Genomic DNA, 24,737 nt, shown 5'->3' with positions numbered 1-24,737 from the left:
GCACGACCAGGAGACCATCATGACCCCCATCCCGACCCGCACACCGTTCCACGCCATCGCTGTCGTCGGCAGCGGTCCCATCGGATCCGCCTACGCCCGGCTGCTGCTCGAGGCGCTCCCCGACGCGCACGTCGTCATGTTCGAGGCCGGCCCGCAGCTGACCGCCATCGCCGGTGAGAACGTGCGCAACATCCCCGACCCGGATGAGAAGGAGCGGGCCCGCGAGCTGTCGCAGGGTCCGCAGGCCGGGGCGTTCCGCGAGTCCCTCGGCATCCCGTCGTCCGTCGTCGTCGAGGGGATGTTCACGGCGCGCGGCGGGACGCACCTCCTCGATTTCGGCGGCGCGGGCTCGGCGCACGCATCGAGCTTCCCGGCGGGCGCAGCGTCCACCAACGTCGGCGGGATGGGCGCCCACTGGACGTGCGCCACGCCGAGCCCGTCGTTCAGCGAGCGCATCCCCTTCATCGCGGACCCGGAATGGGAGGAGCTCGTCGCGGAGGCGGAGCGGCTCCTGCACGTGCAGACCTCGGCCTTCGCCGACTCGGAGATCGGCGCGGCCATCCGCTCGCTGCTGGCCGAGGAGTTCGGCTCCGAGCTGCCCGACGGCTACGGGCCGTCGACCCTGCCCGTGTCCGGCGACCCCCAGCCGGACGGCACGATGCGCTGGGCCGGAGCCGATGTGGTCCTCGGGCCGCTGCTCGAGCCCGGGACCGACCTCTCGGAGCGATTCGAGCTGCGGGACCTCTCCCTGGTGCGCCGCGTCGAGCACGCTGGCGGCCGGGTCACCGGCGTCCTTGTGGAGGACCTGCGCAGTCAGGAGGTGTACTCGTTCGACGCCGACCTCGTCGTCGTGGCCGCCGACGCCTTCCGCTCGCCGCAGCTGCTGTGGGCGTCCGGGATCCGTCCCCAGGCCCTCGGTCACTACCTCACCGAGCATCCCGTCGTCATCTCCACCGTCGCCCTCGATGCCGAGAGCATGGGCCGGTTCGCGACGGAGGAGGAGCTGGATGCGGAGCTCGCCCGCAGGGCGACCAACCCGGCCGACCCGGTCGCGGCCGTCAACCGCATCCCCTTCTCCGAACCGGGCCACCCGTTCTCGCTGCAGGTGATGTACGCGGAGAGGCCGCCGTTCCAGCTCGACCCGGCGCATCCGGCTGCCGGCAACCGCTGGGGGTACGTCAACATGGGCTACGGGATGCGTAAGCAGCCGCGGTACGACGACGGCGTGACGTTCGCCGATGACGAGCTCGACTATCGCGGCTTCCCCAACATGACCGTCTCGTACGAGCTCACCGAGCGGGAGCAGCGCGAGATCGCCGAGGCGACTGAGCGGCTCCGTCGCGCGGGCAACGCCCTCGGCACGTTCGTCGCCGAGCCGCGGCTGCTGCCGAACGGCTCCAGCCTGCACTACCAGGGAACCCTGCGCATGGGCGCGGAGGACGACGGCACCTCGGTCGCCGATCCGTACTCGCGGGTGTGGGGCTACGAGAACCTCGTCGTCGGCGGAAACGCCCTCATCCCGACGGCCACGAGCATGAACCCCACGCTCATGAGCGTCGCGATCGCCGTTCGCGGCGCACGGGAGGCCGCCTCCCGGCTGGCTGCCACGACGAGCGCATCCGCAGACGCCCGCAGCAGACACGCATCCATCGATCCGAAGGAGAATCCGATGCTCGAAGAACAACTGATACAGACGGCGGGCTTCCGCAACGTCGGCCCGCAGGAGGCGCCCACGGGATTCCAGCTCCGCGTGCGCAGCCCGTACTACCGGGGGCTCTGGGCGAACCTGATCGAAAAGCCGACGGTGACCGTCGACGGTGAGCGCTTCGACGGCGACACCATCCGCTGGACCCTCCCGGCCGGCGAGTTCTCCTTCGACGAGCTCCAGCAGTCGGCCGACGCCCGGTGGCCCCTCGGTCACGCCGCCGTGCTGACCATCCCGCGCGACGGCGGCCTCGCCCGCGGCATCCACGACGTCAGCCTGGAGCTGCGGCTGCGGATGTCGTACATCCCCGAGGAGCTGCAGCCGTCGATCTGGACCGCAGCGCGGAAGGCGGTGATCGTGAAATGAGCGATCGAACTGGAACCACGGACGACCTCCCGTTCGGCCTCGGCGTCTCGCTGTACAGCTACACCGACGACATCGGCGTCACCATGACCGTCGAAGACTGCATCGCCGATGTGGCCGACCTCGGCGCCACCGGCCTGGAGATCCTCGGCGAGGGTCACATCCAGGACTACCCGGACCCCTCCACCGAGTGGATCGACGCATGGTTCGCCCGCAACGAGCGGCTTGGGCTGACTCCGACCCTGTACGGGTCGTGGATCGACACGCGCCGCTTCCCGGGACGCGGCATGACGGCGGCCGAGGGCGCCCAGCAACTGGAGCTCGACCTGCGGCTGGCCTCGACGCTCGGCTTCTCGTTCGTGCGCCCCAAGATCGGCGTCATCTCGGAGGATCTGATGGTCGACCCGATCTGGCAGGAGGCGGTGGAGCGCAACCTCCAGCTGGCCGCCGACCTCGGCATCGTGATCTGCCCGGAGATCCACTGGCCGACCGTCATCACGTCGCCGGTGGTGGAGGAGTACCTGGAGTTCAAGGAGCGCACCGGCTCCGAGCACTTCGGACTCCTCATCGACACCGGCGTCTTCGAGCTGTCGTCGTACCCGCGGCGCGGAGGCAGCGCCTCCTTCCGCATGGGCGACGGCTCGGCCCGGCCGCCGGTGGTGCCGTTCGTGCCGGTCTCCGACCTGGTCGACGTGATGGAGCACACCGTCTACTTCCAGGCCAAGTTCTACGAGGTGGACGACGACCTCGTCGACCACTACATCCCGTGGAGGGACATCATCGACGTGGTCCTGGACTCCGGCTACACCGGGTGGCTGTCGAGCGAGTACGAGGGCCATCACGAGCCGTACCGCGCGCCCGACCAGCTCCGGCGGCAGCACGCCCTCATCCGCACCATCGCCGCCGAACGTGCGGCGGCGCACCCAGACAGGAACTGAACCATGCCCAACGGACTCATCGACGACGCGAGCCTGCGCGTCCACCCGGAGGGCTTCGCCCTCGCCCTGACCATCCCCTGGTACCGCAGCCTGTGGCTGTCCTCCGTCACGACCCTCCGGCTCACGTTCGACGGCGTGGAGGTGCCGGAGGAGGAGCTCGCCTTCGAGCTGGACGGCGTTCGCTATAGCATCGCCGACCTCCCGCAGCAGAGCGACGTGCTCTGGTACCTGCAGTCGCATCCACTGCTCATCGTGCGGCGCGAGCCGGCCGTGGAGCTCGGCGAGACGCACGAGGTCGAGCTGCACGGGGAGCTGCGGCTGCCGTACATGCAGATCCGGCCGGGGGAGGACGGCGGCCCCGGGCTCTACGTGCCGAACATCGTGCACCAGCGTCTGACGCTCACCGCGACCGACCACGATGCCGCGCCACCTGTGCTCGTCACCGATGTCCCTCCGGCTCCGGAGGCGACCGACGCCGACCCGTTCAAGCTGGGGCTGACGCTCTACTCGGCCAGCGCGGAGTTCCGGGCGCGCTGGTTCGACTTCGACGGACTCCTCGACCGGGTCGGCGAACTCGGCATCGGCCCGGGCATCGAAATCGTGGCCTCCCAGGTGCTGCCGACGTATCCCGTCGTCTCCGACGAGTTCGTGACGACCTGGCGGGAGGCGTTCGACCGGCACGGCTTCGACGCCAGCTCGTTCGGGGCGAACCTCGACATGGGCAAGCGGCGCGATCGCGACATGACGCCCGACGAGGAGTTCGAGGTCAGCGAGCTGCTGTTCCGCGGCGCCAAGAAGCTCGGCTTCCCGCTGGTGCGCATCCAGTCGGCCAAGCCCGACCTGCTGCGCCGCCTGCTGCCGGTGGCCGAAGAGCTCGACCTCAAGCTCGCCTACGAGATTCACGCGCCGATGGGACCGAACGCGCCCGAGATCGTCAAGGTGCGCGACCTCTACGCCGAACTGGACTCGCCCCTGCTGGGCTTCGTCGCCGACTTCTCCTCGACCATGCACAGCATGTCGCCGACCCTGCTGCGCGCGGTGCGCCGGGCGGGCCTGGGCGACGAAGAGGTGCAGCGGCTCCAGGAGATCTGGGCGACCGACGCGTCGATGCGCGAACGCCAGGAGGAGTTCATCGGCTACCTGAACAGCCGCGGCTTCGACCCGGGCCGGCTCGGTTCGTTCGCGCACCTCGCCTTCAACATGCACGGGCACGTCGACCCGCACGAGTGGGCGGACATCATGCCGCAGATCCTCCACGTCCACGCCAAGTTCTACGACATCGACGAGAACGGCCAGGAGCCCGCCATCGACTATCCGGAACTGGTGAGGATCTTCGTCGAGGGCGGCTACCGCGGCTACTGGTCGAGCGAATGGGAGGGGCACGCGTTCGCCGAGCTCGCCGAGGTCGACCCGCTCCTGCTCGTGCGCAAGCAGCACGACCTCATCCGGGCGAGCATGCGTTCGCTGCAGCCGGCTGCGGGCTAGGGCCGCGATGACCGACACCCAGCCCGACCTTCGCGCCCTGCCGCTGCCCGACGCCATCGCGTGGCTGCGTGAGTACGGCGAGCCGGCCGACCCGCGGCCGGACATCGACACGGCGTCGCTGGTGCGGCGGTTCCCGCGCCTTGCGAACGTGCGAACGCGCGACCTGGTGATGGATGCGCCGAGCGGCCCCCAGCCGGCGCGGCTGTACCGGGACGACACGGTCGAGCACGCGGGCGCTGCGCTCGTCTGGGTGCACGGCGGCGGGTTCATCGGCGGGCACCTCGACATGCCCGAGTCGAACTGGGTGGCGCTCGAGTTCGCAGCCCGGGGCATCCCGGTGCTCGCGGTCGACTACGTCAAGTGCCTGGGTGACGTGCACTTCCCGGCGCCGTCGGATGACGTGCTGGCCGCGTGGCGGTACGTCCGTAGCCGCAGCGCGGACCTGTTGGGCGTGGAGGCGGACGCGCTCGTTCTCGGCGGCGCGAGCGCGGGAGGAAACCTCGCCGCGGGCGCGGTGGCGCGACTGCGGGATGCCGGGGAGTCGCTCCCCGGCGCCCTCGTGCTCGTGTACCCGGCGCTCGATCCGGACGGCGCACATCCCGGTGGCATCCCGGACCCGGCGTCGCCGTACGCGAAGCTTTCGCTCAACTTCGTGGGCTCGCCCGAGGCGCTGCACAACCCGCACGCGTTCCCCGGGCTCGGGTCGGTCGGCGGATTCCCGCCGACCCTCGTGGTCGTGTGCGAGCACGACAGCCTGCGACCGTCGGGGGAGGCGTTCGCCACCCGACTCGGGGCAGCCGGACGCGACGCCACGCTCTACCTCGAGGCGGGCGCCGACCATGCCCACATCGACGAGCCGTCGCATCCCGGGGCGGCCCGCACCCTGGCCGCGATCGGCGAGTGGATCGGGGAGCGCCGATGAGCCATCGTCGCATCCCCGTCACGCCCCAGGTGCGCGTGATCGTCGACAACGATTTCGCCGGCGACCCCGACGGGCTCGTGGCGCTCGCGCACCACCTGCTTGCCGACGCCGCGGAGATCCGGGGCATCACCTGCACGTCGATCGCGCTGGAGGGCATGCCGTACGCGCCCGGGCATCCCGCGAAGGCGATCGCCGAGGAGCTCGTCGCGCGCCTCGGGCGCAGCCCGGCCCCTCCGATCTCCGACGACGTGCAGGTCGGCTTCGCGGAGCTCGACGGCCCGACGGCGGGCGCGCTGCTCATCCTCGAGGAGTCACGCCGTGACGACCCGCTGCCGCTCGTCATCGCGTGTGGCGGACCGCTCACCAACGTCGCATCGGCCCTGCGGGAGGACCCGACCCTCGCCGACCGCGCGGAGCTCATCTGGATCGGCGGCGGGCGGTATCCCGAGGGCTCCTGGGAGTACAACCTCGCCCTCGACATCCCGGCGGCACAGGTGGTGTTCAACGAGAGCAGGATGCGCATCGCGCAAGTGCCGCAGCATGTCTACCGGCAGTGCGCCGTGTCGGTGGCCGAGCTGGAGCTCGGCCTGCGGTCGGCCGGTCCGTTCGGGGAGTGGCTCTACGACTGCTTCACTTCGCCTCCCGACTTCGTCCGGATCGGCGGCAACTGGCCGATGGGCGACAGCCCGCCGGTCCTGTTCACGGCGATCACGACCGAGTCGAGCGTGTCACGGATCGTGGATGCGCCGTGGATCGACGACGGCGGGAACTACGCGGTGCATCCCGAACCCCGGGCGTTGACGCTCTACGACACAGTCGACACGCGCGTGATGTTCGCCGACTTCTGGGCCCGCGTGGCGCTGCTCGCGTAGGTCAGGTGTGCTCGCCCGCGGCGACGATGCGGCCGGCCTCCTCGAAGAGCGAGCGCATCCACGTGTGCTCGGGGTCGTGGGTGTGGACCTGATGCCACCACAGCGCGTTGACGATCGGGGTCGGCGGGAAGGGGAGCTGGACGACGCGCACCGCGGCGGCCCGCTTGGCCAGCGGCACGAGAGCCGAGTGGATGATGCCGACGCGGTTCGTGCCGGCAATGAAATGCGGGATGGCCAGGAAGCTCTCCACGACGACCTCGACGTCGGGCTCGATCCCGAGCTGCTGCACCTGCCGTTCCGCAGAGGTGAAGGCAGAGCGCGACTGGTAGTTCATGACCCAGGGAAGCTGCGACAACTCCTCGCGCGACAGGGTGTCTCCGACGCGGTCGTTCGCCTCGGCGACGATCGCGACCCAGTCGTCCTGCCACAGGTCGACGAAGGGCAGCTCGGTGAGGAAGCCGTGCGGGATGACCATCCCGTCCACCGACCGGAGGCGGTTCGCGGCGTCCTCGACCACCGTCGGGTTGTGGAGCATGAACCGGAAGTGGACGCCGGGGGCCTGCGCGGCCGCAAGCTCGGAGACGACGCGTCCGATGGTGGTGAACCCGTAGTCGGAGCCGAAGATCGAGAACTGGCGCACCGACTCGGACGGGTCCCAGGTCGCCTGGCTCTCGAAGACGCGGCGTGCCGCCTCCAGCGCGATCGTCGTGTGGTCGGCGAGCCGCAGGGCCAGCGGTGTCAGCTCGTAGGCGTTGCCGCGGCGGGCGAGGATCGGATCGCCGAAGTGGACGCGCAGCCTCGACAGCGAGGCGCTCAGCGCGGGTTGGCTGAGCCGCAGCCGCTCGGCTGCACGGGTCACACTGCGCTCGGTGAGGAGGGCGTCGAGCGCGATCAACAGGTTGAGATCGAGCCGCGACATAAGGGGGAGATCGGTCACGACGATGTGATCCTTCCTGCCCGGCGGTGGGCGTCTTCACTATAACGAGGCGAGCTTCAGGGGGAGTGGGCCGCCGCGTATCGATCGGGTATCGACCCAGCTTATGTCTGGGATAAGCAGAAGTAGCGTTGTTTATCTGCTTTAGCGCTGCGAAACTCGAAACGCCCCCAGAGGAGACAGCGACACAGCCGCCGCCTCACCGACAACGAAGTCTAAAAAGAGGTCAATCCGATGAAGCACACACGCAGGAGCCGCACCAGCCGGCTTGCCTGGCTCGCCATCCCCGCCGCCGCAGGCCTTGCGCTCGCGGGCTGCTCCGGCAGCGGTTCCACGGGTAAGGAGCCGCAGACCATCACCTTCGCCTACGGCGCGACGAACGACCAGGACAAGGCCGCGTACGACGGCCTCGCGAAGGCGTTCGAAGCCGAGAACAAGGGGGTCACGATCACGACCCAGAACCTTCCCGTCCAGAGCTACGGCACGACGATCGCGACGCGGGTCCAGGGCGGCAACGCCCCCGACACGTTCTTCGCCGAGGGCGGCACCGGCCAGGCCCAGTCGATCCTGCCGTGGGCGAAGTCCGGACTCGTGCTCCCGCTCGACGACGCGTCGATCAGGAAGAACATGCCCGACTCCGCCAAGAGCCTCTACACCTACAACGGCAAGATCTACGGCGTTCCCCTCGGCACCCAGCTGAACGGCGTCATCTACAACGACGAACTCGCCCAGTCCATCGGTGTGAAGATCGACGCCACCACGAGCCTCGACGACATCATCGCCCAATGCGGCAAGGCACGCGACGCGGGCAAGACGGTCTACGGCCTCGCCGGATCGACCTTCCAGAACAACGGCATCCTCGCGGTCGCCCTCGCCACGTCCACCGTGTATGGCAAGGACAAGGACTGGAACGCCAAGCGCGCCCAGAACAAGGTCACCTTCGCAGGCACCAAGGGCTGGACGACCGCCCTCGAGTCGATCAAGAAGATGTTCGACGCGGGCTGCTTCCAGGACGGCGCCACCAGCGCCGGCTTCGACGCCCTGACGAACGGCGCCTCCTCTGGCAAGATCCTCGGCTTCTTCGCTCCGAGCGGCGCAGCCCAGCAGATCATGCAGGCCGCCGGCGGCCACGTGAAGCTCATCGCGCTCCCGGTCGGAGCCCCCGACGGCACGAAGACCTACCTGTCGCTGAGCGCCGACCAGGGCGTGACGGCGAGCGCCAAGACGAAGAGCCCGAAGCTCGCGACCGACTTCCTGAGCTACATCATCTCGGACAAGGGTCAGGAGGCGTACTCCAAGGAGGTCGGCTCGATCCCCGTGAACGTGAAGAACGACTCGACCCTGCTGCCGCAGTACGCCGCCATCAAGGACGAGATCGCCAAGGACGACACCCGCGGCTACGCGCCGACCGAGTGGCCGAACGCCAAGATCTACACAGACCTCGGCAACGGCGTCCAGGGGATCCTGACCGGTCAGATGACCGTCAAGCAGGTGCTTCAGCAGATGGACACCGACTGGGGTTGATCCGGTCACCCGGGCGGCCGGTCCTACACGGACCGGCCGCCCGAACCGGTTGAAAGGAACGAATCGATGACGACGCAGTCAGAGGTGCGGAGAATGACGAAGCTCGAGACGCAGGTGCAGGCGCCGCGCCGCGCGCCACACAAGAAGGCCTATCAGGTCCGGCTCGGCAGCTGGTGGTGGGCCCTCCCCGCACTCGTCCTGATGGTGGTCGTCATCTATGTCACCACCATCGCGGGCGGGTTCTTCGCCTTCACGAACTGGTCGGGCCTCGGTGCGTTCGACTTCGTCGGCCTCGCGAACTTCGTCAAGATCTTCCAGACGCCCGAGCTCATCGGGTCGCTGTGGAACACCCTCCTCCTCGCCTTCGGCTTCCTGATCTTCACCAACGTCCTCGGGCTGCTCTTCGCCCTGGCGCTCAACCGCACGCTGAAGTCGCGGTACGTGCTGCGCACGCTGATCTTCATGCCGGTGGTCGTCAGCCCGATCGCCGTCTCGTACATCTGGAAGTTCATCTTCGACTACAACGGCCCGCTCAACCAGGCGCTGGCCGGCGTCGGTCTCCCGAAGCAGAACTGGCTCGCCGACCCGGGGCTCGCGATCTGGTGCGTGCTCGTCGTGATGGTCTGGCAGAACATCGGCTTCGTGATGGTCATCTACCTGGCCGGTCTCGCGACAGTGCCGGAGGAGATGGAGGAGGCCGCTGCGCTGGACGGGGCCAGCACCTTCTACCGGTTCCGCTACGTCGTGCTGCCGATGATCCAGCCGTCGGTCGCGATCGCCACGACGCTGACACTCATCCAGGGCCTGCGGGTGTTCGACCAGGTCGTCGCACTGACCGGCGGAGGCCCGGCCGGCGCCACACAGACGCTCGCGCTGGAGGTCTACCAGCAGGCGTTCACCTACCAGCAGTTCGGATTCGGAGCCGCGCTGGCGCTCGTGCTCAGCCTGCTCATCCTGCTCTTCTCCATCGCGCAGCAGTACGCGACGCGCGACCGCTCGGCCAAGGAGGCGTGAGCCATGTTCCGGTACACGAAGAAGACCCTCGCCATCGAGATCATCGTGCTGATCGCTGCCGCGATCCTGCTGCTGCCGTTCTGGATCCTGCTGGTCGGGTCGCTCAAGACGCTCCCCGACATCCTGAGCTCCGCAGCGATCGCCCCGCCCACGAGTCCGACCTTCGACAACTTCATCACGCTGCTCTCGCCGGCCTCCACCTCGTCGGGCAACATCTGGGCGGGTCTCGGATCGAGCCTGATCATCACGACCGGCAGCATCGTCCTGCTGATCGGGCTCGGCTCCATCGCCGCGTACGGCATCGCGCGCTCGACGAGCAAGTGGAGCCGACGCTCCTTCTACCTGTTCCTCGTCGCCATCATCCTTCCGACGCAGCTCGGGACGCTGCCGCTGTACATCGGCGCCCGCGACGTGGGCCTCGTCGGCAACCCGTGGGGCATGATCCTGATCTACACGGGGATGCTGCTGCCGCTGTCCGTGTTCCTCTACGCGAACTTCTTCCGCAACCTGACCCCGGAGTACGAGGAAGCCGCGATCATCGACGGCGCCAACCGCTACCAGGTGTTCTGGAAGGTCGTCCTCCCGCTGATGTCGCCGGCGACCGGCACGGTGGCGATCCTCGCCGGCCTGATCGTGTGGAACGACTTCTTCACCTCGCTGATCTTCCTCAACGGCACGCCCTGGCAGACCCTCCCCGTCGTGATGTACAGCTACGTCGGCTCGCTGGTCTCGCAGTGGAACCTGATCTTCTCGGTCGTCATCGTCTCGATGATCCCGATCCTGGCGTTCTACGCCTTCGCGCAGAAGAAGTTCATCCAGGGCTACGCCGGCGGGCTCAAGGGCTGACATCGCATGACCGTCGCCCCGCGTTCCGCTCCCGACCTGGGGGACGGGACCTTCCTCAACCCCGTGCTGCCCGGAGACCGGCCCGACCCGGCGGTGCTGCGCGTCGGCGAGGACTACTACCTGACGTACTCGTCGTTCGACGCTTCGCCGGGGCTGACGATCTGGCGCTCGCCGGATCTGGTCAACTGGACGTTCGTGACCTGCGCGCTCGAGAAGCCCGCGACGACGGTTTTCGCCCCTGACTTCATCGAGCACGATGGACGGTTCTACCTCTATATCCCGTTCATTCCGAGCGCCTGGTCCGACCGGATCCAGCAGCCGGAGATCTGGGTCACCCAGGCGGACAGCCCGGAGGGGCCGTGGAGTGAGCCGACCTTCACCGGCGTCTCCGGCGTGATCGACCCCGGGCACGTCGTGGGGGAGGACGGCGAGCGGTACCTCTTCGTCAGCGGCATCCGTCGCTGCCGCCTGAGCGCGGACGGGCTGACAGCGGTGACTCCGCTCGAGCACGTCTACGACGGCTGGCGGTATCCCGACGAGTGGATCACCGAGGCGTACGCGCTGGAGGGGCCGAAGCTGTTCCGCCGAGGCGAATGGTTCTACCTGGTCAGCGCCGTCGGCGGCACCGGGGGACCGGCGACCGGCCACATGGTGATCGTCGCCCGCTCGCGGTCGGTGCACGGCCCGTGGGAGAACGCTCCGGGCAACCCGATCGCCCGCACCTGGTCGGCCGAGGAAGCGTGGTGGTCGCGCGGGCACGCGACGATCCTCGACGCGCCGGACGGCTCCTGGTGGATGGTGTCGCACGGCTATGCCAACGGCTACCGGACGCTCGGCCGTCAGGCACTGCTGGAGCCGATCGAGTGGACGGCGGACGGCTGGCCGGTCGCCGCCGCGAGCGATATCGGCGCGCCACTCGCCAAGCCCGCCGCATCCCGTAGCGCGTCGGTCCCCGTCGCGATTCCCGCACCCTCCGACGATTTCACCGCCCCGGCCTGGGGTGAACGCTGGGTCTTCGACAACCCCGGGCCCGACGAGCAGGGCCGCGCGCAGTTCGGCGACGGGCTGGTGCTCGCCGCGAAGGGCTCGGTCCCCGCGGATTCCTCCCCTCTCACCACGTGGGCGATGGATGAGGCGTACGAGGTCGAGGTGAGCATCGAGGTTCGCGGAGGCGCGACCGGCGGCCTGCTCCTCTACTTCAACGACCGCATGTTCTTCGGGATGGGCTGGGACGGCGAAGGGCTCCCCAGCTATGCCGGCGGCATCCTCACGCACTGGCGGGAGCCCGCAGAACCCGGCGCGACGATCGAGCTGCGCCTGAGGAACGACCACCACATCGTGACCGGCTGGCACCGTCGCCCTGGCGAGGACTGGACGCGGCACGGCGTCCGCTATGACACCTCCGGGGCGCACTCGGCGACGATGAACGATCTGAAGAGCCTGCGGCCGGCGCTCTTCTCGGCAGGCGAGGGCGAGGTCGTGTTCCGGGACTTCCGCTACCGCCCGCTCGCCGAGGACGCCGCGGACGCCAAGGACGCCGAGGAGGGCGAGCGATGACCGTCGACATCGAGTCCCTGCTCGCGCGCATGACCTGGGAGCAGAAGCTCCTGCAGCTGCAGATCGTGTGGAGGCCCTCCGCCCCTGAGCGGGAGGCCCTCATCCGCCGCGGCATCGGGTCCACCTTCTGGCCCCCGAGCGCCGAGGAGACGAACGCAGCCCAGCGGATCGCCGTGGAGGAGACCGAGCTGGGCATCCCCCTTCTCGTCGGCCTCGACGTCATCCACGGCCAGTTCACGATCTTCCCGACGCCGCTCGCGCAGGCGGGCGCTTTCGACCCGGCGGTCGCCGAACTCGACGCCCGCGTTTCGGCGACGGAGGCGCGCTCGGCCGGCGTCAACTGGACCTTCTCGCCGATGGTCGACGTCACCCGCGACCCGCGCTGGGGACGGGTGGTCGAGGGCTTCGGCGAGGACCCGTACCTGTCCTCCGTCCTCACCGTCGCAAAGGTTGCCGGCTATCAGGGCAGGGCACTCGACACAGGTGACGCGCTCGCCGCCTGCCTCAAGCACTTCGTCGCCTACGGCGCCGCCGAGGCGGGCCGTGACTACAACACCACGGACGTCTCCGACCGCCGCCTCCGCGAGACGTACCTCGAGACGTTCCGTGCCGGCGTCGAGGCCGGAGCCGCGACGGTCATGGCCGCGTTCAACGCGCTGAACGGCATCCCGATGCACGCCCACCGCGCCCTGCTGACCGGGGTGCTCAAGGAGGAGTGGGGATTCGACGGCGTGGTCGTCGGCGACGCGGAGGGCGTCGCCCAGCTCGTGGACCATGGCGTGGTGGCCGACGAGCGTGCGGCCGTCGCCGCGGCGATCGAGGCCGGTGTCGACATCGTCATGGGCGGGTCGCTGCTGGTGGATACGGACGGAGTCGCGTTCGTCTCGCCGGATGACCTATCGGTCGCCCGGGTCGACGATGCCGTTCGTCGTGTCCTCCGCCTCAAGAAGCGGCTCGGGCTGTTCGAGCGCCCGTATGTGGACGCCTCGACCGCCTCCACGGACGCCACCGAGCGGTATCGCGAACTCTCGCGTCAGGCGGCGGAGCGGTGCACGGTGCTGCTGACGAACGGCGGCGCGCTGCCCATGCCTCGCACGGGCCGGGTCGTGCTCGCGGGGCCGTACGCGCGCAGCCTCGACCACCTCGGCACCTGGGTGCAGCACTTCGCCTCGCCCGTGACCGAGTCGTTGGCGGATGCGCTGGCGGGCGAGCTCCCTGGAGTCGACTGGGACGTCGTCGAGGGGTGCGGCTTCTTCGAGGCGACCGACGCCTCCATCGCCGAGGCGGTCGAGCGTGCCGCGGACGCCGACCTGGTCGTCCTCGCCGTCGGCGAACCGAGCCGGATCTCCGGCGAGGCGAGCTCGCGGGCGGACATCACCCTCCCGGAGGCGCAACGGCGCCTCATCCACGCGCTCGCGGACGCCGGTGCACGCATCGTCGTCGTTCTCGCCACCGGCCGGCCACTCGTCGTGGAGGACTGGATCGAGCGCGTGGACGCCACTCTGTGCGTGTGGCACCTCGGCTCGGAGGCGCCGGCTGCGATCGCCAGGACCCTGTCGGGCCGGGTGAGTCCGGGAGGCCGCGTCCCGATGACGTTCCCGCGCGCGGTCGGCCAGGTGCCCATCCACTACGACCACGAGCGCACCGGCCGTCCGCCGCGCACCGGCGGCGCACTGCTGCCCGAGACGATCGCCGGCTTCACCGGCCCGAACAACACCGACGACTACTACACGTCGAAGTTCCTGGACCTCCCGCTCGGTCCGCGCTTCGATTTCGGCCACGGTCTCGCCTACACGACGTTCTCCCTCGACGGGTGCGAGGTGTCGCGCAACGTCGTCGATGGCGAGAACGCGGAGGCCGGCATCCACGTCACGGTGACGGTCACGAACACCGGCGACCGCGCGGGCGACGACGTCGTCATGCTCTTCGTCACGGACGAGGTCGCGTCGGTGGCGCAGCCGGTGCGACGGCTGCGCGGCTTCACCCGAGTCGGCCTCGAACCGGGCGAGTCGGTCACGGTCGCCTTCCGGCTCGACGACGACGACCTCCGCTTCTGGGCCGACGGGCAGCACCGCGTGCTGGAGCCCGGGGATTTCACCCTCACCATCAGCGACGGCACCGTCGAGCACCGGCTCGGCGTACGCCTGGAGGAGGCAGCATGACTCTCGAGCGCCTCCGCGAGGTCGTGTCCGGCACGGTCCCCAACGCGATCATGCCGCTGTTCTGGCAGAAGGGCGGCCCGGTCGAGGTCGTGCGCGAGGAGATGGAACGCATCGCCGACGCCGGTATCGGTGCGGTCATCCTGGAGGCGCGGCCGCATCCCGAGTACCTCGGCGACGGCTGGTGGCGCGACGTCGATGCCGTGCTCGAGATCGCCCGGCGCCGCGGCATGAAGGTCTGGTTCTTCGACGACGACACCTTCCCGACCGGTCACGCCGGCGGTGCGGTGGAGACTGCGCCCGCGGAGTTGCGCCGTCGTTTCGTCAGCGAGCGGCACACCGACGCCGTCGGCCCTGCGCGTGGCGCCTCCTTCATCGTGGAGCGTCGCGCACTGTGGGGACCAGAGGCCGCGAAAGAGCCCGGGGACCTGCTTCGGGTGCTCGCCTTCCCGCGGGCCGAGGACTCCGACGAGCTCATCGGCGACCCCGTCGATCTCACCGACCGGATCGTGGACGGCGTACTGCACTGGGACATCCCCGACGGCTGGTGGCGGGTCTTCTTCCTCGCTCTCGGCGACGGCGGCAGCGAACGGCACGCACAGCACATCGACTACCTGAACGCCGCCTCCACCCAGCTGCTCCTCGACACGGTCTATGAGCGCATCCACGAACGCTATGCCGACGACTTCGGCGCGAGCATCGCGGGCTTCTTCAGTGACGAGCCGGGGCTCTACAACGACCCGGACACCTTCGATTTCGACTCCCGGCTCGGCAAGGAGGTGCCGCTGCCGTGGAACGACGAGCTCGCCGCACGGCTCTCCGAGCGGCTCGGACGCGATGCGGTCCCGCTCCTCCCCCTCCTGTGGATGCCGGCCGGCGGGCGTGAGCGCGAAGTGCGGTACGCCTTCATGGACACCGTGTCGTGGTTGTACTCGGAGAACTTCAGCCGGCGGCTCGGCGACTGGTGCCGCGCGCACGGCGTGGAGTACATCGGCCACGTCATCGAGGACAACGGGTCGCACGCGCGGCTCGGCCCTGGCGCCGGGCACTACTTCCGGGCGATGGCCGGTCAGGACATGGCGGGTGTCGACATCATCGGCGGCCAGGTCGTCCCCGGGTTCTCCCGCGGACCGTTCGGCAACGTCAGCGGGGCCGCCGACGGCGAATTCTTCCACTTCGGGCTCGCCAAGCTCGCGTCGTCGGCCGCGCACCTCGACCCGCTGAAGCAGGGCAGGGCCATGTGCGAGACGATCGGCGCCTACGGCTGGTACGCCGGGCTGCGGCTGTTCACCTGGCTGACGAACCACCTGCTGGTGCGCGGAGTCACGCACGTGGTGCCGCACGCGTTCTCGCCTGCGGCCTTCCCCGACCCCGACTGCCCTCCGCACTTCTACGCGCGTGGCAACAATCCGCAGTATCCGCTGCAGCACCTCCTCAGCGCCTACACGAACCGCCTCAGCCACCTGCTCCAGAGCGGCACGCATGTCGCCCCGTTCGCGGTGCTCTACCACGCGGACGCCGAGTGGCTGGGTGAGGCGATGCCGTTCGAGCGGCCGCTGCGATCGCTGATGGAGGCTCAACTCGACGCCGACGTCGTCCCGGCCGATGCCCTCCCGGATGCCGGGGTGGGCGGCTCGCACCTGACGCTCGGCGCCGAGACGTACGACGCGCTGATCGTTCCCGGCAGCGCCTACCTGCCCGCCCACGTCGCACACGAGCTGCTGCGGCTGGATGACGCGGGGGTGCCGGTCGTCTTCGTCGATTCGGTCCCGGAGGTCGCGGGCCCCGGAGCCGACGCGCACGACCTGAACCTGCGGTTCCGGCCGGTGTCCGTTACGGGACTGGTGGATGCGGTCCGAGGGATGAGCGACCGCGCCGTGCGCCTCGATCCACCGGCCGCGTCGGTGCGGGTGCTGCGCCGCGACGCCGGCGACGTGGACGTGATCATGCTGGTCAACGAGTCGGTGCGGGATGCCGTGCGCACGACGGCGATCGTCCCGCGCGCCGGGGAGATCGTCGCTCTCGATGCCGCGACGGGAACGCTCACGGAAATGCCCGGCGGGAGCGGCGGGCGGTCGGCGTCGGCTGGCCTGGAGCTCGGGCCAGGAGAGGCAGTCGTGCTGCTCGTCGGCTCGCCGACGGCCTGGGAGGGCCTTCCGGTCCGGCCGGCCGCCGAACGCGGCGACGCCGTCGAGCTCTCGCCGACCTGGGCGGTCGCCACAGCGACGGCGACCGAGCCCGCGTTCTCCGACTGGCGCGAGCTCGACGATCTGCGCCCGCTCAGCGATCCCGACCTCCTGCCGCGGTTCAGCGGCACGGCGCGATACACGGCGTCGTTCGACTCTGCGGGCGACGTGGTCGAGCACGCCCTCGACCTCGGGGAGGTCTTCGAACTCGCCAGCGTGCGCCTCAACGGCGTCGACCTCGGCAGCCGGATCGCGCCTCCCTACGTCTTCGACGTACCGGCGGGGGTCCTGGCCGACAGCAACACCCTCGAGATCGAGGTGACGAACACGCTCGCGAAGGCGCAGCCCGACTTCTTCTCCGCGTTCGCGCAGCAGGAGCCGAGCGGGCTGCTCGGCCCGGTCACCATCGCAGCGCGGACGCCGCTGCCCGGAAAGGCCCGAACTCGGGAGGACGGCGCATGAGCGACAACCGGGCGGCGTTCGAGCGCTTCTGCGACCTCTTCTACACGCAGAAGCGCGTCGCCGACGCCTTCGCCCTCCTCATCTCCGACGACTACCGGCAGCACAATCCGAACATCCCCGACGGCCCCGCCGCCGCTGTGGAGGCCCTGACGCCGAAGTTCGACGGCAGCCCGGATGCGCGGTTCGAGATCCAGCGCATCCTCGTCGACGGCGACCTCGCGATGGTGCACGTCAAGGCTTCCCGACCGGGCGTCCCCGACGCCGCGGTCGCGGACATCTACCGATTCGAGAGCGGCCGGATCGTCGAGCACTGGGACGTGCTGCAGCAGGTTCCCGTGCATGCCGCCCACGACCATCCGATGTTCTGAACAGGAGAACCCATGTACCAGCTCGCACCCAACATCGAACTGCTCTTCACCGAGGCCGGCGACTACCACGACCGTGTGCGCGCGGCAGCCGCTGCGGGCTTCGACGCCGTGGAGATGTGGGGTCCGACCGGCGTCGACGCACCGACGACGCCGAAGGACCTCCCCGCGCTCAAGGCCGCACTGCAGGAGACCGGCACGACGCTCACCGCCCAACTTTCGGAACCGCGCACCCAGTTCATGATCCCGCCGTGGGACCACTCGGAGTTCTACCGCAAGCTCGACGACGGCGTCGCCATCGCGCAGGACCTCGGCTGCCCGCGCATCGTCGTCGGGAGCGGGACGGGCTTCGGCGGCTGGAAGCGGCAGGTCCAGCTCGACAAACTGATCGAGATCTACCAGAAGGCGATCGCGCAGATCGAGGGATCGGGGATCACTCTCGCGCTGGAGCCGGTCAACATCCGTGTCGACCACCCGGGCTCGCTGCTCGATCGGACAGCCGAGGCGGTCTACGTCGCGCGCGGCGTCGGCTCCCCGTACTTCGGCGTGCTCTACGACATCTACCACTCGGCTGTCGAGGGCGAAGACATGGCGGCCGAGCTCGCCAATGCGGGCGACCTGATCGCGTACGTGCAGCTCGCCGACGCTCCCGGGCGCGGTGAGCCGGGCTCAGGCGAACTCGACTGGGCGGAGCGCCTCAACATCCTCCGTTCCTCCGGCTACGACGGGCCGATCGGTCTCGAGTACTACCCGACGCAGGAGTCGGCGGCGTCCGTCGCGCTGATCCGCGAACTGGCGGTGACCGCATGAGCCGCTATCCGGAATCCGTCGACGTCGCCATCGTCGGCAGCGGTCCCGCCGGCGCCACCTACGCGCGCATCCTCAGCGAGGAGGCGCCCGGCGCCACCATCGCGCTGTTCGAGGTCGGGCCCACGGTGTCGGATCCTCCCGGCGCGCACGTCAAGAACATCGAGGACCCCGTCGCGCGCGCCGAGGCGCAGGAGCGCTCCGAAGGCCCGGGCGCAGGCGCCGATACCGTCAGCTCGCCGGGGGCGGTCACAGCGGGCCAACGTCGGGGGCGCCCCGGCACGTACCTGCTCGACGAGGGGTATCAGCAGCCGGGCGAGGATGGCATGCCCGTCGTCGCGTTCTCCAGCAATGTCGGAGGGATGGCCGCCCACTGGACAGGAGCGTGCCCACGCCCGGGCGACAGCGAGCGCATCCCGTTCCTCCCCGACCTCGACGCTCTGCTCGATGAGGGCGACCGGTTGCTCGGCGTCACGACGGACGCGTTCGACGGAGCGCCGTTCACCGCCCTCGTACGCGAGCGGCTCGCCGAGGCCGTGGACGGCGGCCGGCCCCCGGCCCAGCGGGTGCAGCGGATGCCGCTGGCGGTCCACAGGCGCGACGACGGCCGGCTGGTCTGGTCCGGTTCGGATGTGGTGTTCGGCGACGTGACGCGTGCCAACGAGCACTTCACGCTGTACGACGAGTCGCTCGTCACCCGGGTGCTGCTCGAAGACGGCCGCGCCGCGGGCGTGGAGGTCCGCGATCGCCGCACGGGCGAGCTGTACACGGTGCGGGCGCGTTTCGTCGTCGTGGCCGCCGACGCCCTGCGCACACCGCAGGTGCTCTGGGCCAGCGGCATCCGTCCAGCTGCCCTCGGCCGCATGCTCAACGACCAGACGCAGGTGGTCTACGCCACGCGCATCCGGGGTGCAGCATCCGTGGCGAAGGACGCGGCCACGCGCACCGGCACCGGCGGCACCGGTGACGTCGGAGCCGACGAGGTGATCGACGGAGCCATCAGCGAGCGCAGCGGCGTGAGCTGGGTGCCGTACACCGACGCGGTGCCGTTCCACGGCCAGGTGATGCAGCTGGACGCCTCGCCGATCCCGCTCGCCGACGACGATCCGGTCGTGCCGGGCTCGATCGTCGGGCTCGGCCTGTTCTGTGCCAAGGATCTGCAGTGGGACGACCGGGTGGCGTTCAGCGACGACGAGCGCGACTGGTACGGGATGCCCGCGATGCGCATCCACTACACGCTCACCGACCGCGACCGCGCAGTGATCGCGCGCGCCCAGGACGAGATCGTCCAGCTCGCGAAAGCGGTGGGGGAGCCGATCGGCGATCGGCCGTTCACCATGCCGCTCGGGGCATCCCTCCACTACCAGGGCAGCGTCCGGATGGGGGAGACCGACGACGGCCGCAGCGTGTGCGGGCCGGACAGCGAGGTGTGGACGGCGCCCGGGGTGTTCGTCGCGGGCAACGGGGTCATCCCGACGGGAACGGCGTGCAACCCGACGCTGACCTCCGTCGCGCTCGCAGTGAAGGGCGCTCGCCGCATCACGAGTGAGCTCGCCGGCGACATAGCCTTGCTTATGCAGCAAACCGACATTAGTCTGTAGAAACGTGGAAAAAGTAGTCAAGGAGGACTCGTGATCCCCGATCGCATCATCGAGCAGGGAACGCTCAAGACCAGCGGCACGCGTGCCGCGGTCGACGTGCGCATCCCCTGGTACCGTGCACTCCCGGCGTCGTGCATCGCAGGCGCCTCGCTGTCCGTGGATGGCGTGCCCGCTCCGGCCGAGACGCTCCGCTGGGAGCTCAACGGCCGCGAGCGCACCTTCGCCGAGATGGTCGACGACACCGAGTCGTGGTGGTTCCCCCTCGACTCGGCCGTGCTCTCCGGCGACGTGCCGGTCGCCGCGGACGGCGGCGAGCATGAGGTCTCCGTGGAACTCACGCTCTACATCCCGTACATCGTGATCGGCGAGAACGAAGTGCTCCACATCGAGGAGCGCGACACCAAGACCATGAAGGCGGCGACGGCATGACCGGCGACCTCGGATCCCCGATCCAGGGCGTGACGCTGTACAGCTTCACGCGTGCATTCCACGCCCGCGAGTACGACCTCGAGGGCCTCATCCGCAAGGTCGCCGCCGACGGCTACGGCCCGGGGCTGGAGATCATCGGCTTCTCCAGCTTCCGCGGGTTCCCCGCCATCGACGACGGCTACGCCGGCTGGTTCCGCGACCTGATCGCCGAGGTCGGGCTGGTCCCGACGTCGCTCGCGATCAACGCCGACATCGGCATCCACCGCGACCGGCTGCTGAACCAGGACGAGCTCATCGAGTACATGCGCCGCCAGATCGAGGCCGCCGCGAAGCTCGGCTTCCCGATCGCCCGCGTGCAGATCTCGATCACTCCCGACTCGATGGCGGCGCTCGCGCCGATCGCCGAGCAGTACGGCGTCACGCTGGCGCTGGAGGTGCACGCCGACCAGTACGCGTCGCACCCGCGCATCCTCGCGCTGCGGGATCGCTTCGAGGAGGTCGGCTCGCCGTTCCTGGGCTTCACCGCCGACTGGGGCGCGACGACCGTGGGCTTCGCGCCGTCGCTGCTGGAGGCCTACCGCCGCCGCGGCGCCACGGACGAGCTGCTCGGTCAGGTGGTCGACCTCTGGAACGAGTTCTACCAGGCCGGGCCGCCTGCGGACCAGGCCGACCACGGCCAGCGCTTCGGCCGCTTCATCGGCCTCGCCGCCCAGCACGGCCGGCCCGACCTCGGCATCGACTTCGCCATCAACGGCACCGGCCTCTTCGGCCCGGCGCGCGTCGACGACTGGCTGGAGATCATGCCGTGGATCAAGCATGTGCACGGCAAGTTCTTCGGCATCGACGACACCCACGAGGAGCCGTCGGTGCCGGTGCGCGACCTCATCGCGCTGCTCGTGGAGAACGCCTACAACGGCGCGATCTCGAGCGAGTACGAGGGCTGGCACTGGAACTATTGGCAGTCGCCGTTCGAGATCATCCGCGACGAGCAGGCCGTGCAGCGGTCGGCCGCGCAGAACGCGGGAAGCCGCATGGTCACCGACGCCGCCGAGGCTCGCATCCAGCTGTCCGAGTGGCTGCCGAGCATCGAAGGAGCGAACCGATGACGGCGAACGACAACGCCGAAGCCGGCGGCATCGCCGGCACCGGCATCGAACTCGGCACGACCCTCTACTCGATGACGAGCGAGTTCGCGGCCGGCGTCTACACGCCGGAGACCCTCATCGCCGCCGTCGCCGAGAACGGCATCGGGCCGGGCGTGGAGTTCAACATCGCCCAGCTCCTGCGGACCTACCCCGACGTCGACGCCGAGTTCGAGAAGCTCTGGTTCGACTCGCTCGAGAAGTACGGCCTCGAGCCGAGCGCGGTCGGCACGAACCTCGACATGGGGCGCCGCAAGGACCGCGACATGACCCCCGAGGAGGAGCACGGCTTCCTCGCCCGCCAGCTGAAGACCGCGCACACGCTCGGGTTCAAGCGGGTCGTCATCCGCTCGGCCGGCCGTGAGCTGCTGCGCAGCCTCCTGCCGCTCGCCGAGAAGTACGACCAGCGGCTCGGCTACGAGATCCACGCGCCGCAGGGGCCGAACGACCCCAAGGTGCTCGGGATCCGCGAGCTGTACGAGGAGCTCGGCAGCGACCGGCTCGGCTTCACCGCCGACTTCTCCTCCACCATGCACAGCCTGTCGCCGACGCTGCTGTCGCAGCTGGCCAAGATGGGCCTCGACGAGAAGCACTTCCCGGTGATGGACGAGATCTGGCACGAGCCGACACCCATGCACGTGCGCAACCAGAAGTTCGAGGACTACCTCACCGGCGAAGGCGTCGACCCCGCTCGATTCGGCCCGTTCACCCGGCTCGCGTTCAACATGCACGGCCTGGTGCCGCCGGAGGAGTGGCTCGACATCATGCCGCAGATCTTCCACGTGCACGCCAAGTTCTATGACATCGACGCGGAGGGCCAGGAGCCCGCCATGGACATCCCGCGCATCGTCCGGCAGTTCGTCGAGGGCGGCTACCGCGGGTACCTCTCCAGCGAGTGGGAGGGCCACGCCTTCTCCGACCTCGGCGAGGCCGACCCGATCGACCTCGTCAAGAAGCAGCACGCGCTCATGCGCCGCACCATAGAAGACGCCGTCGCCGGCGTCCCGGCCTGATCGAGGAGCACACGCCATGTCAGACGCCATCGCCGAGTCCACCGCCCTCCGGGAGGAGTTGGCCGCGCTGCGCGAGGAGCTCGCCCAGACCCGTTCCCTCGCCCGCCGTGCGGCCGATCGCGGGGACATCGAGAACCTGTTCAGCCGCTACATGTACCTCCACAACGCGTTCCAGGACGAGCGGATCATCCCGCTCTGGGTCAAGGAAGGCACTGAGGGCGTCCGCGCCCGGTACACGAACGCGGGTCAGTACACGACGTACGAGAGCGTCGTCCGGTACCACAAGGGACGCCCCGCCCCAGTGGGCAAGCTCATCCTGCACGCCACGACCACGCCGGTGATCGAGGTGGCCGGGGACGGCGAGACCGCCAAGGGCGTCTGGCTGATGGCGGGAACGGAGTCGGGTCTCACGGACCCCGAGGTCGCCAAGGACAGCCCCGACTTCATGTACTCGCCAGGCGAGGTGCAGGGGAACAAGGTCTGGGCGCACTGGGTCTGGTGCAAGTACGCCATCGACTTCCTGCGTCAGGACGGCGAGTGGAAGATCTGGAAGTTCCGCTGCTACGAGCTCGCCCGAGCGCCGTTCGAGGAGAACTGGGTCAGCTTCGGCGAGAAGAACCAGGACGCCTTCGACCTCGACCTGATGTACTTCGGCGACGACGGCAAGCCCGTTTTCATGCCGCCGGCAGACGAGCCGGTGCCGAGCGAGAACCACCCGTACAGCCCGTCGACGGTGCAGAAGCTCGAGCCCGAGCCTCCTGTGCCGCACGACACGTTCGCCGACACGTTCAAGTAAGGGATTCGGATCATGGCAACCCACAATTCGCTCTTCGCCGAGCAGGACGTCCGGCGCACCGCCGATGGCATCGCCGTCTCGGTGCAGCTGCCCTGGTACCGCAGCCTCTGGCTGTCCGCCGTCGACGACGTCGCGGCGAGCGTCAACGGGGTCCCGATCCCGCGCGACGACCTCCGCTTCGAGCTGAACGGTCGCAGCTACCGCATCGAGGAGCTGCCCGAGCAGTCCGAGACGCTGTGGTTCGTCGCCGACCGGCCCGACGTCGTTATCCCGCTGGGCCACGCGCCGGAAGCCGGGGAGAAGCTCACCGTGGAGGTCGTGCTCACGATGCGCCTGCTGTACATGCAGATCATGCCGGGCGTCGACGGCGGCCCCGGCCGTTACGTGACCAACCGCGTCCCCGTCGAGCGGGAGCTGGTGCTGGCATGACGCTGCGGGTGGCGATGATCGGCTATGGGTTCATGGGGTCGGCGCACTCGGTGGGCTGGCGCCAAGCACCGGCCATGTTCTCTCTGCCCCAGAAGGTGGAAATGGCCGTCGTGGTCGGACGGGACGCGGATGCTGTCGCCCAGGCCGCCGAGCAGTGGGGCTGGGCCGAATCGGCGACCGACTGGCGGGAGGTGATCGCCCGTGACGACATCGACCTGGTCGACATCGTCACTCCCGGCGACTCTCACGCCGAGATCGCGATCGCCGCTCTCGAAGCGGGCAAGCATGTGCTGTGCGAGAAGCCCCTCGCCAACTCCGTCGCGGAGGCCGAGGCCATGGCGGAGGCCGCCAACCGTGCTGCCGAGCGCGGGGTCGTCGCCATGGTGGGCTTCACCTACCGCCGGGTGCCGGCGGTCACGCTGCTCCGCGACCTGATCGCGCAGGGCGCGATCGGCGAGGTGCAGCAGGTCCGCGCCTCCTACCGGCAGGACTGGCTGGTCGACCCGCAGATGCCCCTGGCCTGGCGGCTGCAGAAGGAGCACGCGGGCTCCGGAGCACTCGGAGACATCGGCGCCCACATCCTGGACATGACCCAGTTCGTCACCGGTCAGACGGTCGATGCCGTCACCGGTGTGCTCGACACCATCGTGAAGCAGCGACCGCTGCAGGCGACGGGGTCCGGACTGTCGGGCAGCGCAGGCGAGGGCTATGGCGAGGTGACGGTCGACGATGTCGCGATCTTCACCGGCCGGCTCTCCGGTGGTGCGCTGGCCTCGTTCGAGGCCACCCGGTTCGCGACCGGGCGCAAGAACGCGCTGTCGATCGAGGTCTCGGGCACCGCAGGTGCCCTCCGCTTCGACCTGGAAGACCTCAACACCCTCCAGTTCTACGACCGCACCGCGCCGGAGGAGCTCCAGGGCTTCGCGAAGATCCTCGTCACCGAGCCGACGCATCCCTATGTCTCCGCCTGGTGGCCCGCCGGCCACCTGCTCGGCTACGAGCACGGCTTCAGTCACCAGGTCGTCGACCTGGTGAGGGCCATCGCCGAAGGCACCCATCCGCATCCCACCTTCGCCGAGGGCCTGAGCGTGCAGCGCGCGCTCGCCGCCGTCGAGGAGAGCGCGGCGAACGATTCCGCCTGGGTCCGCGTCGCCGCGAGCGACCCGGTTTCCGCATACTGAAGGTCTC

The 24,737-nt window shown here is 69.5% G+C and carries 21 protein-coding genes; 20 read left to right on the top strand and 1 reads right to left on the bottom strand.

Annotated features, from left to right (window positions below; all coding sequences use genetic code 11):
- Positions 1 to 19: 19 nt before the first annotated feature.
- Genes AB7E03_RS09665 through AB7E03_RS09645 form a run of 5 tightly spaced genes read left to right on the top strand, consistent with a single transcriptional unit; the run spans position 20 to position 6,285 of the window.
- Positions 20 to 2,071 carry a C-glycoside deglycosidase beta subunit domain-containing protein gene (locus AB7E03_RS09665; protein ID WP_489941204.1) on the top strand — a complete coding sequence of 684 codons (2,052 nt, stop codon included), beginning with the start codon at positions 20 to 22 and terminating at the stop codon, positions 2,069 to 2,071.
- On the top strand, positions 2,068 to 3,006 hold the full coding sequence (locus AB7E03_RS09660; protein WP_489941203.1) for a sugar phosphate isomerase/epimerase family protein: 939 nt from the start codon (positions 2,068 to 2,070) through the stop codon (positions 3,004 to 3,006). Before AB7E03_RS09665 ends, AB7E03_RS09660 begins: the two co-directional genes overlap by 4 nt.
- Positions 3,007 to 3,009: 3 nt before the next feature.
- Positions 3,010 to 4,491, top strand: coding sequence for a C-glycoside deglycosidase beta subunit domain-containing protein (locus AB7E03_RS09655; protein ID WP_489941202.1), 1,482 nt, complete (start codon positions 3,010 to 3,012; stop codon positions 4,489 to 4,491).
- 7 nt (positions 4,492 to 4,498) lie between these two features.
- Positions 4,499 to 5,413 (top strand): alpha/beta hydrolase, encoded by a 915-nt coding sequence (locus AB7E03_RS09650; protein WP_489941201.1) that lies wholly within the window; start codon positions 4,499 to 4,501, stop codon positions 5,411 to 5,413.
- On the top strand, positions 5,410 to 6,285 hold the full coding sequence (locus AB7E03_RS09645; RefSeq protein ID WP_489941200.1) for a nucleoside hydrolase: 876 nt from the start codon (positions 5,410 to 5,412) through the stop codon (positions 6,283 to 6,285). The genes AB7E03_RS09650 and AB7E03_RS09645 overlap by 4 nt, the downstream gene beginning before the upstream one ends.
- 1 nt (position 6,286) lies before the next feature.
- Here the strand turns inward: AB7E03_RS09645 and AB7E03_RS09640 are convergent, their stop codons facing one another.
- The gene (locus AB7E03_RS09640) at positions 6,287 to 7,222 is read right to left on the bottom strand and encodes a LysR family transcriptional regulator (protein WP_489941199.1); all 936 of its coding nucleotides are present in this window, start codon (positions 7,220 to 7,222) and stop codon (positions 6,287 to 6,289) included.
- Positions 7,223 to 7,453: 231 nt separating this feature from the next.
- Between AB7E03_RS09640 and AB7E03_RS09635 the strand changes: the two genes are divergently transcribed.
- The 15 genes from AB7E03_RS09635 (at position 7,454) to AB7E03_RS09565 (ending at position 24,730) form a co-directional block, all read left to right on the top strand.
- Complete coding sequence (locus AB7E03_RS09635; protein WP_489941198.1) at positions 7,454 to 8,743, top strand: ABC transporter substrate-binding protein; 1,290 nt, start codon at positions 7,454 to 7,456, stop codon at positions 8,741 to 8,743.
- A gap of 93 nt (positions 8,744 to 8,836) precedes the next feature.
- Positions 8,837 to 9,757 (top strand): carbohydrate ABC transporter permease, encoded by a 921-nt coding sequence (locus AB7E03_RS09630; RefSeq protein WP_489941197.1) that lies wholly within the window; start codon positions 8,837 to 8,839, stop codon positions 9,755 to 9,757.
- Positions 9,758 to 9,760: 3 nt separating this feature from the next.
- Positions 9,761 to 10,603, top strand: a complete 843-nt coding sequence (locus tag AB7E03_RS09625; protein ID WP_489941196.1) for a carbohydrate ABC transporter permease — start codon at positions 9,761 to 9,763, stop codon at positions 10,601 to 10,603.
- Positions 10,604 to 10,609: 6 nt separating this feature from the next.
- Positions 10,610 to 12,160: a family 43 glycosylhydrolase gene (locus tag AB7E03_RS09620; protein ID WP_489941195.1), complete on the top strand. Its 1,551-nt coding sequence runs from the start codon at positions 10,610 to 10,612 to the stop codon at positions 12,158 to 12,160.
- The gene (locus AB7E03_RS09615) at positions 12,157 to 14,322 is read left to right on the top strand and encodes a glycoside hydrolase family 3 N-terminal domain-containing protein (RefSeq protein ID WP_489941194.1); all 2,166 of its coding nucleotides are present in this window, start codon (positions 12,157 to 12,159) and stop codon (positions 14,320 to 14,322) included. The genes AB7E03_RS09620 and AB7E03_RS09615 overlap by 4 nt, the downstream gene beginning before the upstream one ends.
- Entirely contained in the window at positions 14,319 to 16,967 is a 2,649-nt protein-coding gene (locus AB7E03_RS09610; protein WP_489941193.1) for a glycosyl hydrolase family 2 protein, read from the top strand. Before AB7E03_RS09615 ends, AB7E03_RS09610 begins: the two co-directional genes overlap by 4 nt.
- On the top strand, positions 16,964 to 17,335 hold the full coding sequence (locus AB7E03_RS09605; RefSeq protein ID WP_489941192.1) for a nuclear transport factor 2 family protein: 372 nt from the start codon (positions 16,964 to 16,966) through the stop codon (positions 17,333 to 17,335). The genes AB7E03_RS09610 and AB7E03_RS09605 overlap by 4 nt, the downstream gene beginning before the upstream one ends.
- A gap of 12 nt (positions 17,336 to 17,347) precedes the next feature.
- The gene (locus tag AB7E03_RS09600) at positions 17,348 to 18,142 is read left to right on the top strand and encodes a TIM barrel protein (RefSeq protein ID WP_489941191.1); all 795 of its coding nucleotides are present in this window, start codon (positions 17,348 to 17,350) and stop codon (positions 18,140 to 18,142) included.
- Positions 18,139 to 19,740, top strand: coding sequence for a GMC oxidoreductase (locus AB7E03_RS09595; RefSeq protein ID WP_489941190.1), 1,602 nt, complete (start codon positions 18,139 to 18,141; stop codon positions 19,738 to 19,740). Before AB7E03_RS09600 ends, AB7E03_RS09595 begins: the two co-directional genes overlap by 4 nt.
- 30 nt (positions 19,741 to 19,770) lie before the next feature.
- Entirely contained in the window at positions 19,771 to 20,169 is a 399-nt protein-coding gene (locus AB7E03_RS09590; RefSeq protein ID WP_489941189.1) for a C-glycoside deglycosidase beta subunit domain-containing protein, read from the top strand.
- Positions 20,166 to 21,275 (top strand): sugar phosphate isomerase/epimerase family protein, encoded by a 1,110-nt coding sequence (locus tag AB7E03_RS09585; RefSeq protein ID WP_489941188.1) that lies wholly within the window; start codon positions 20,166 to 20,168, stop codon positions 21,273 to 21,275. Before AB7E03_RS09590 ends, AB7E03_RS09585 begins: the two co-directional genes overlap by 4 nt.
- On the top strand, positions 21,272 to 22,324 hold the full coding sequence (locus AB7E03_RS09580) for a sugar phosphate isomerase/epimerase family protein (protein WP_489941187.1): 1,053 nt from the start codon (positions 21,272 to 21,274) through the stop codon (positions 22,322 to 22,324). The genes AB7E03_RS09585 and AB7E03_RS09580 overlap by 4 nt, the downstream gene beginning before the upstream one ends.
- 16 nt (positions 22,325 to 22,340) lie before the next feature.
- Entirely contained in the window at positions 22,341 to 23,120 is a 780-nt protein-coding gene (locus AB7E03_RS09575; protein ID WP_489941186.1) for a nuclear transport factor 2 family protein, read from the top strand.
- Positions 23,121 to 23,132: 12 nt separating this feature from the next.
- Positions 23,133 to 23,549 carry a C-glycoside deglycosidase beta subunit domain-containing protein gene (locus AB7E03_RS09570; protein WP_441799582.1) on the top strand — a complete coding sequence of 139 codons (417 nt, stop codon included), beginning with the start codon at positions 23,133 to 23,135 and terminating at the stop codon, positions 23,547 to 23,549.
- Positions 23,546 to 24,730 carry a Gfo/Idh/MocA family protein gene (locus tag AB7E03_RS09565; protein ID WP_489941185.1) on the top strand — a complete coding sequence of 395 codons (1,185 nt, stop codon included), beginning with the start codon at positions 23,546 to 23,548 and terminating at the stop codon, positions 24,728 to 24,730. The genes AB7E03_RS09570 and AB7E03_RS09565 overlap by 4 nt, the downstream gene beginning before the upstream one ends.
- Positions 24,731 to 24,737 lie beyond the last annotated feature (7 nt).

The sequence above is a fragment of the Leifsonia sp. RCC_180 genome (assembly GCF_058138205.1).
This window is presented reverse-complemented; position numbering and strand designations above follow the sequence as displayed.

Coding starts and splice junctions, on each gene's coding strand:
- AB7E03_RS09665 (WP_489941204.1), top strand. CDS start 20: ATGACCCCCATCCCGACCCGCACACCGTTCCACGCCATCGCTGTCGTC.
- AB7E03_RS09660 (WP_489941203.1), top strand. CDS start 2,068: ATGAGCGATCGAACTGGAACCACGGACGACCTCCCGTTCGGCCTCGGC.
- AB7E03_RS09655 (WP_489941202.1), top strand. CDS start 3,010: ATGCCCAACGGACTCATCGACGACGCGAGCCTGCGCGTCCACCCGGAG.
- AB7E03_RS09650 (WP_489941201.1), top strand. CDS start 4,499: ATGACCGACACCCAGCCCGACCTTCGCGCCCTGCCGCTGCCCGACGCC.
- AB7E03_RS09645 (WP_489941200.1), top strand. CDS start 5,410: ATGAGCCATCGTCGCATCCCCGTCACGCCCCAGGTGCGCGTGATCGTC.
- AB7E03_RS09635 (WP_489941198.1), top strand. CDS start 7,454: ATGAAGCACACACGCAGGAGCCGCACCAGCCGGCTTGCCTGGCTCGCC.
- AB7E03_RS09630 (WP_489941197.1), top strand. CDS start 8,837: ATGACGAAGCTCGAGACGCAGGTGCAGGCGCCGCGCCGCGCGCCACAC.
- AB7E03_RS09625 (WP_489941196.1), top strand. CDS start 9,761: ATGTTCCGGTACACGAAGAAGACCCTCGCCATCGAGATCATCGTGCTG.
- AB7E03_RS09620 (WP_489941195.1), top strand. CDS start 10,610: ATGACCGTCGCCCCGCGTTCCGCTCCCGACCTGGGGGACGGGACCTTC.
- AB7E03_RS09615 (WP_489941194.1), top strand. CDS start 12,157: ATGACCGTCGACATCGAGTCCCTGCTCGCGCGCATGACCTGGGAGCAG.
- AB7E03_RS09610 (WP_489941193.1), top strand. CDS start 14,319: ATGACTCTCGAGCGCCTCCGCGAGGTCGTGTCCGGCACGGTCCCCAAC.
- AB7E03_RS09605 (WP_489941192.1), top strand. CDS start 16,964: ATGAGCGACAACCGGGCGGCGTTCGAGCGCTTCTGCGACCTCTTCTAC.
- AB7E03_RS09600 (WP_489941191.1), top strand. CDS start 17,348: ATGTACCAGCTCGCACCCAACATCGAACTGCTCTTCACCGAGGCCGGC.
- AB7E03_RS09595 (WP_489941190.1), top strand. CDS start 18,139: ATGAGCCGCTATCCGGAATCCGTCGACGTCGCCATCGTCGGCAGCGGT.
- AB7E03_RS09585 (WP_489941188.1), top strand. CDS start 20,166: ATGACCGGCGACCTCGGATCCCCGATCCAGGGCGTGACGCTGTACAGC.
- AB7E03_RS09580 (WP_489941187.1), top strand. CDS start 21,272: ATGACGGCGAACGACAACGCCGAAGCCGGCGGCATCGCCGGCACCGGC.
- AB7E03_RS09575 (WP_489941186.1), top strand. CDS start 22,341: ATGTCAGACGCCATCGCCGAGTCCACCGCCCTCCGGGAGGAGTTGGCC.
- AB7E03_RS09570 (WP_441799582.1), top strand. CDS start 23,133: ATGGCAACCCACAATTCGCTCTTCGCCGAGCAGGACGTCCGGCGCACC.
- AB7E03_RS09565 (WP_489941185.1), top strand. CDS start 23,546: ATGACGCTGCGGGTGGCGATGATCGGCTATGGGTTCATGGGGTCGGCG.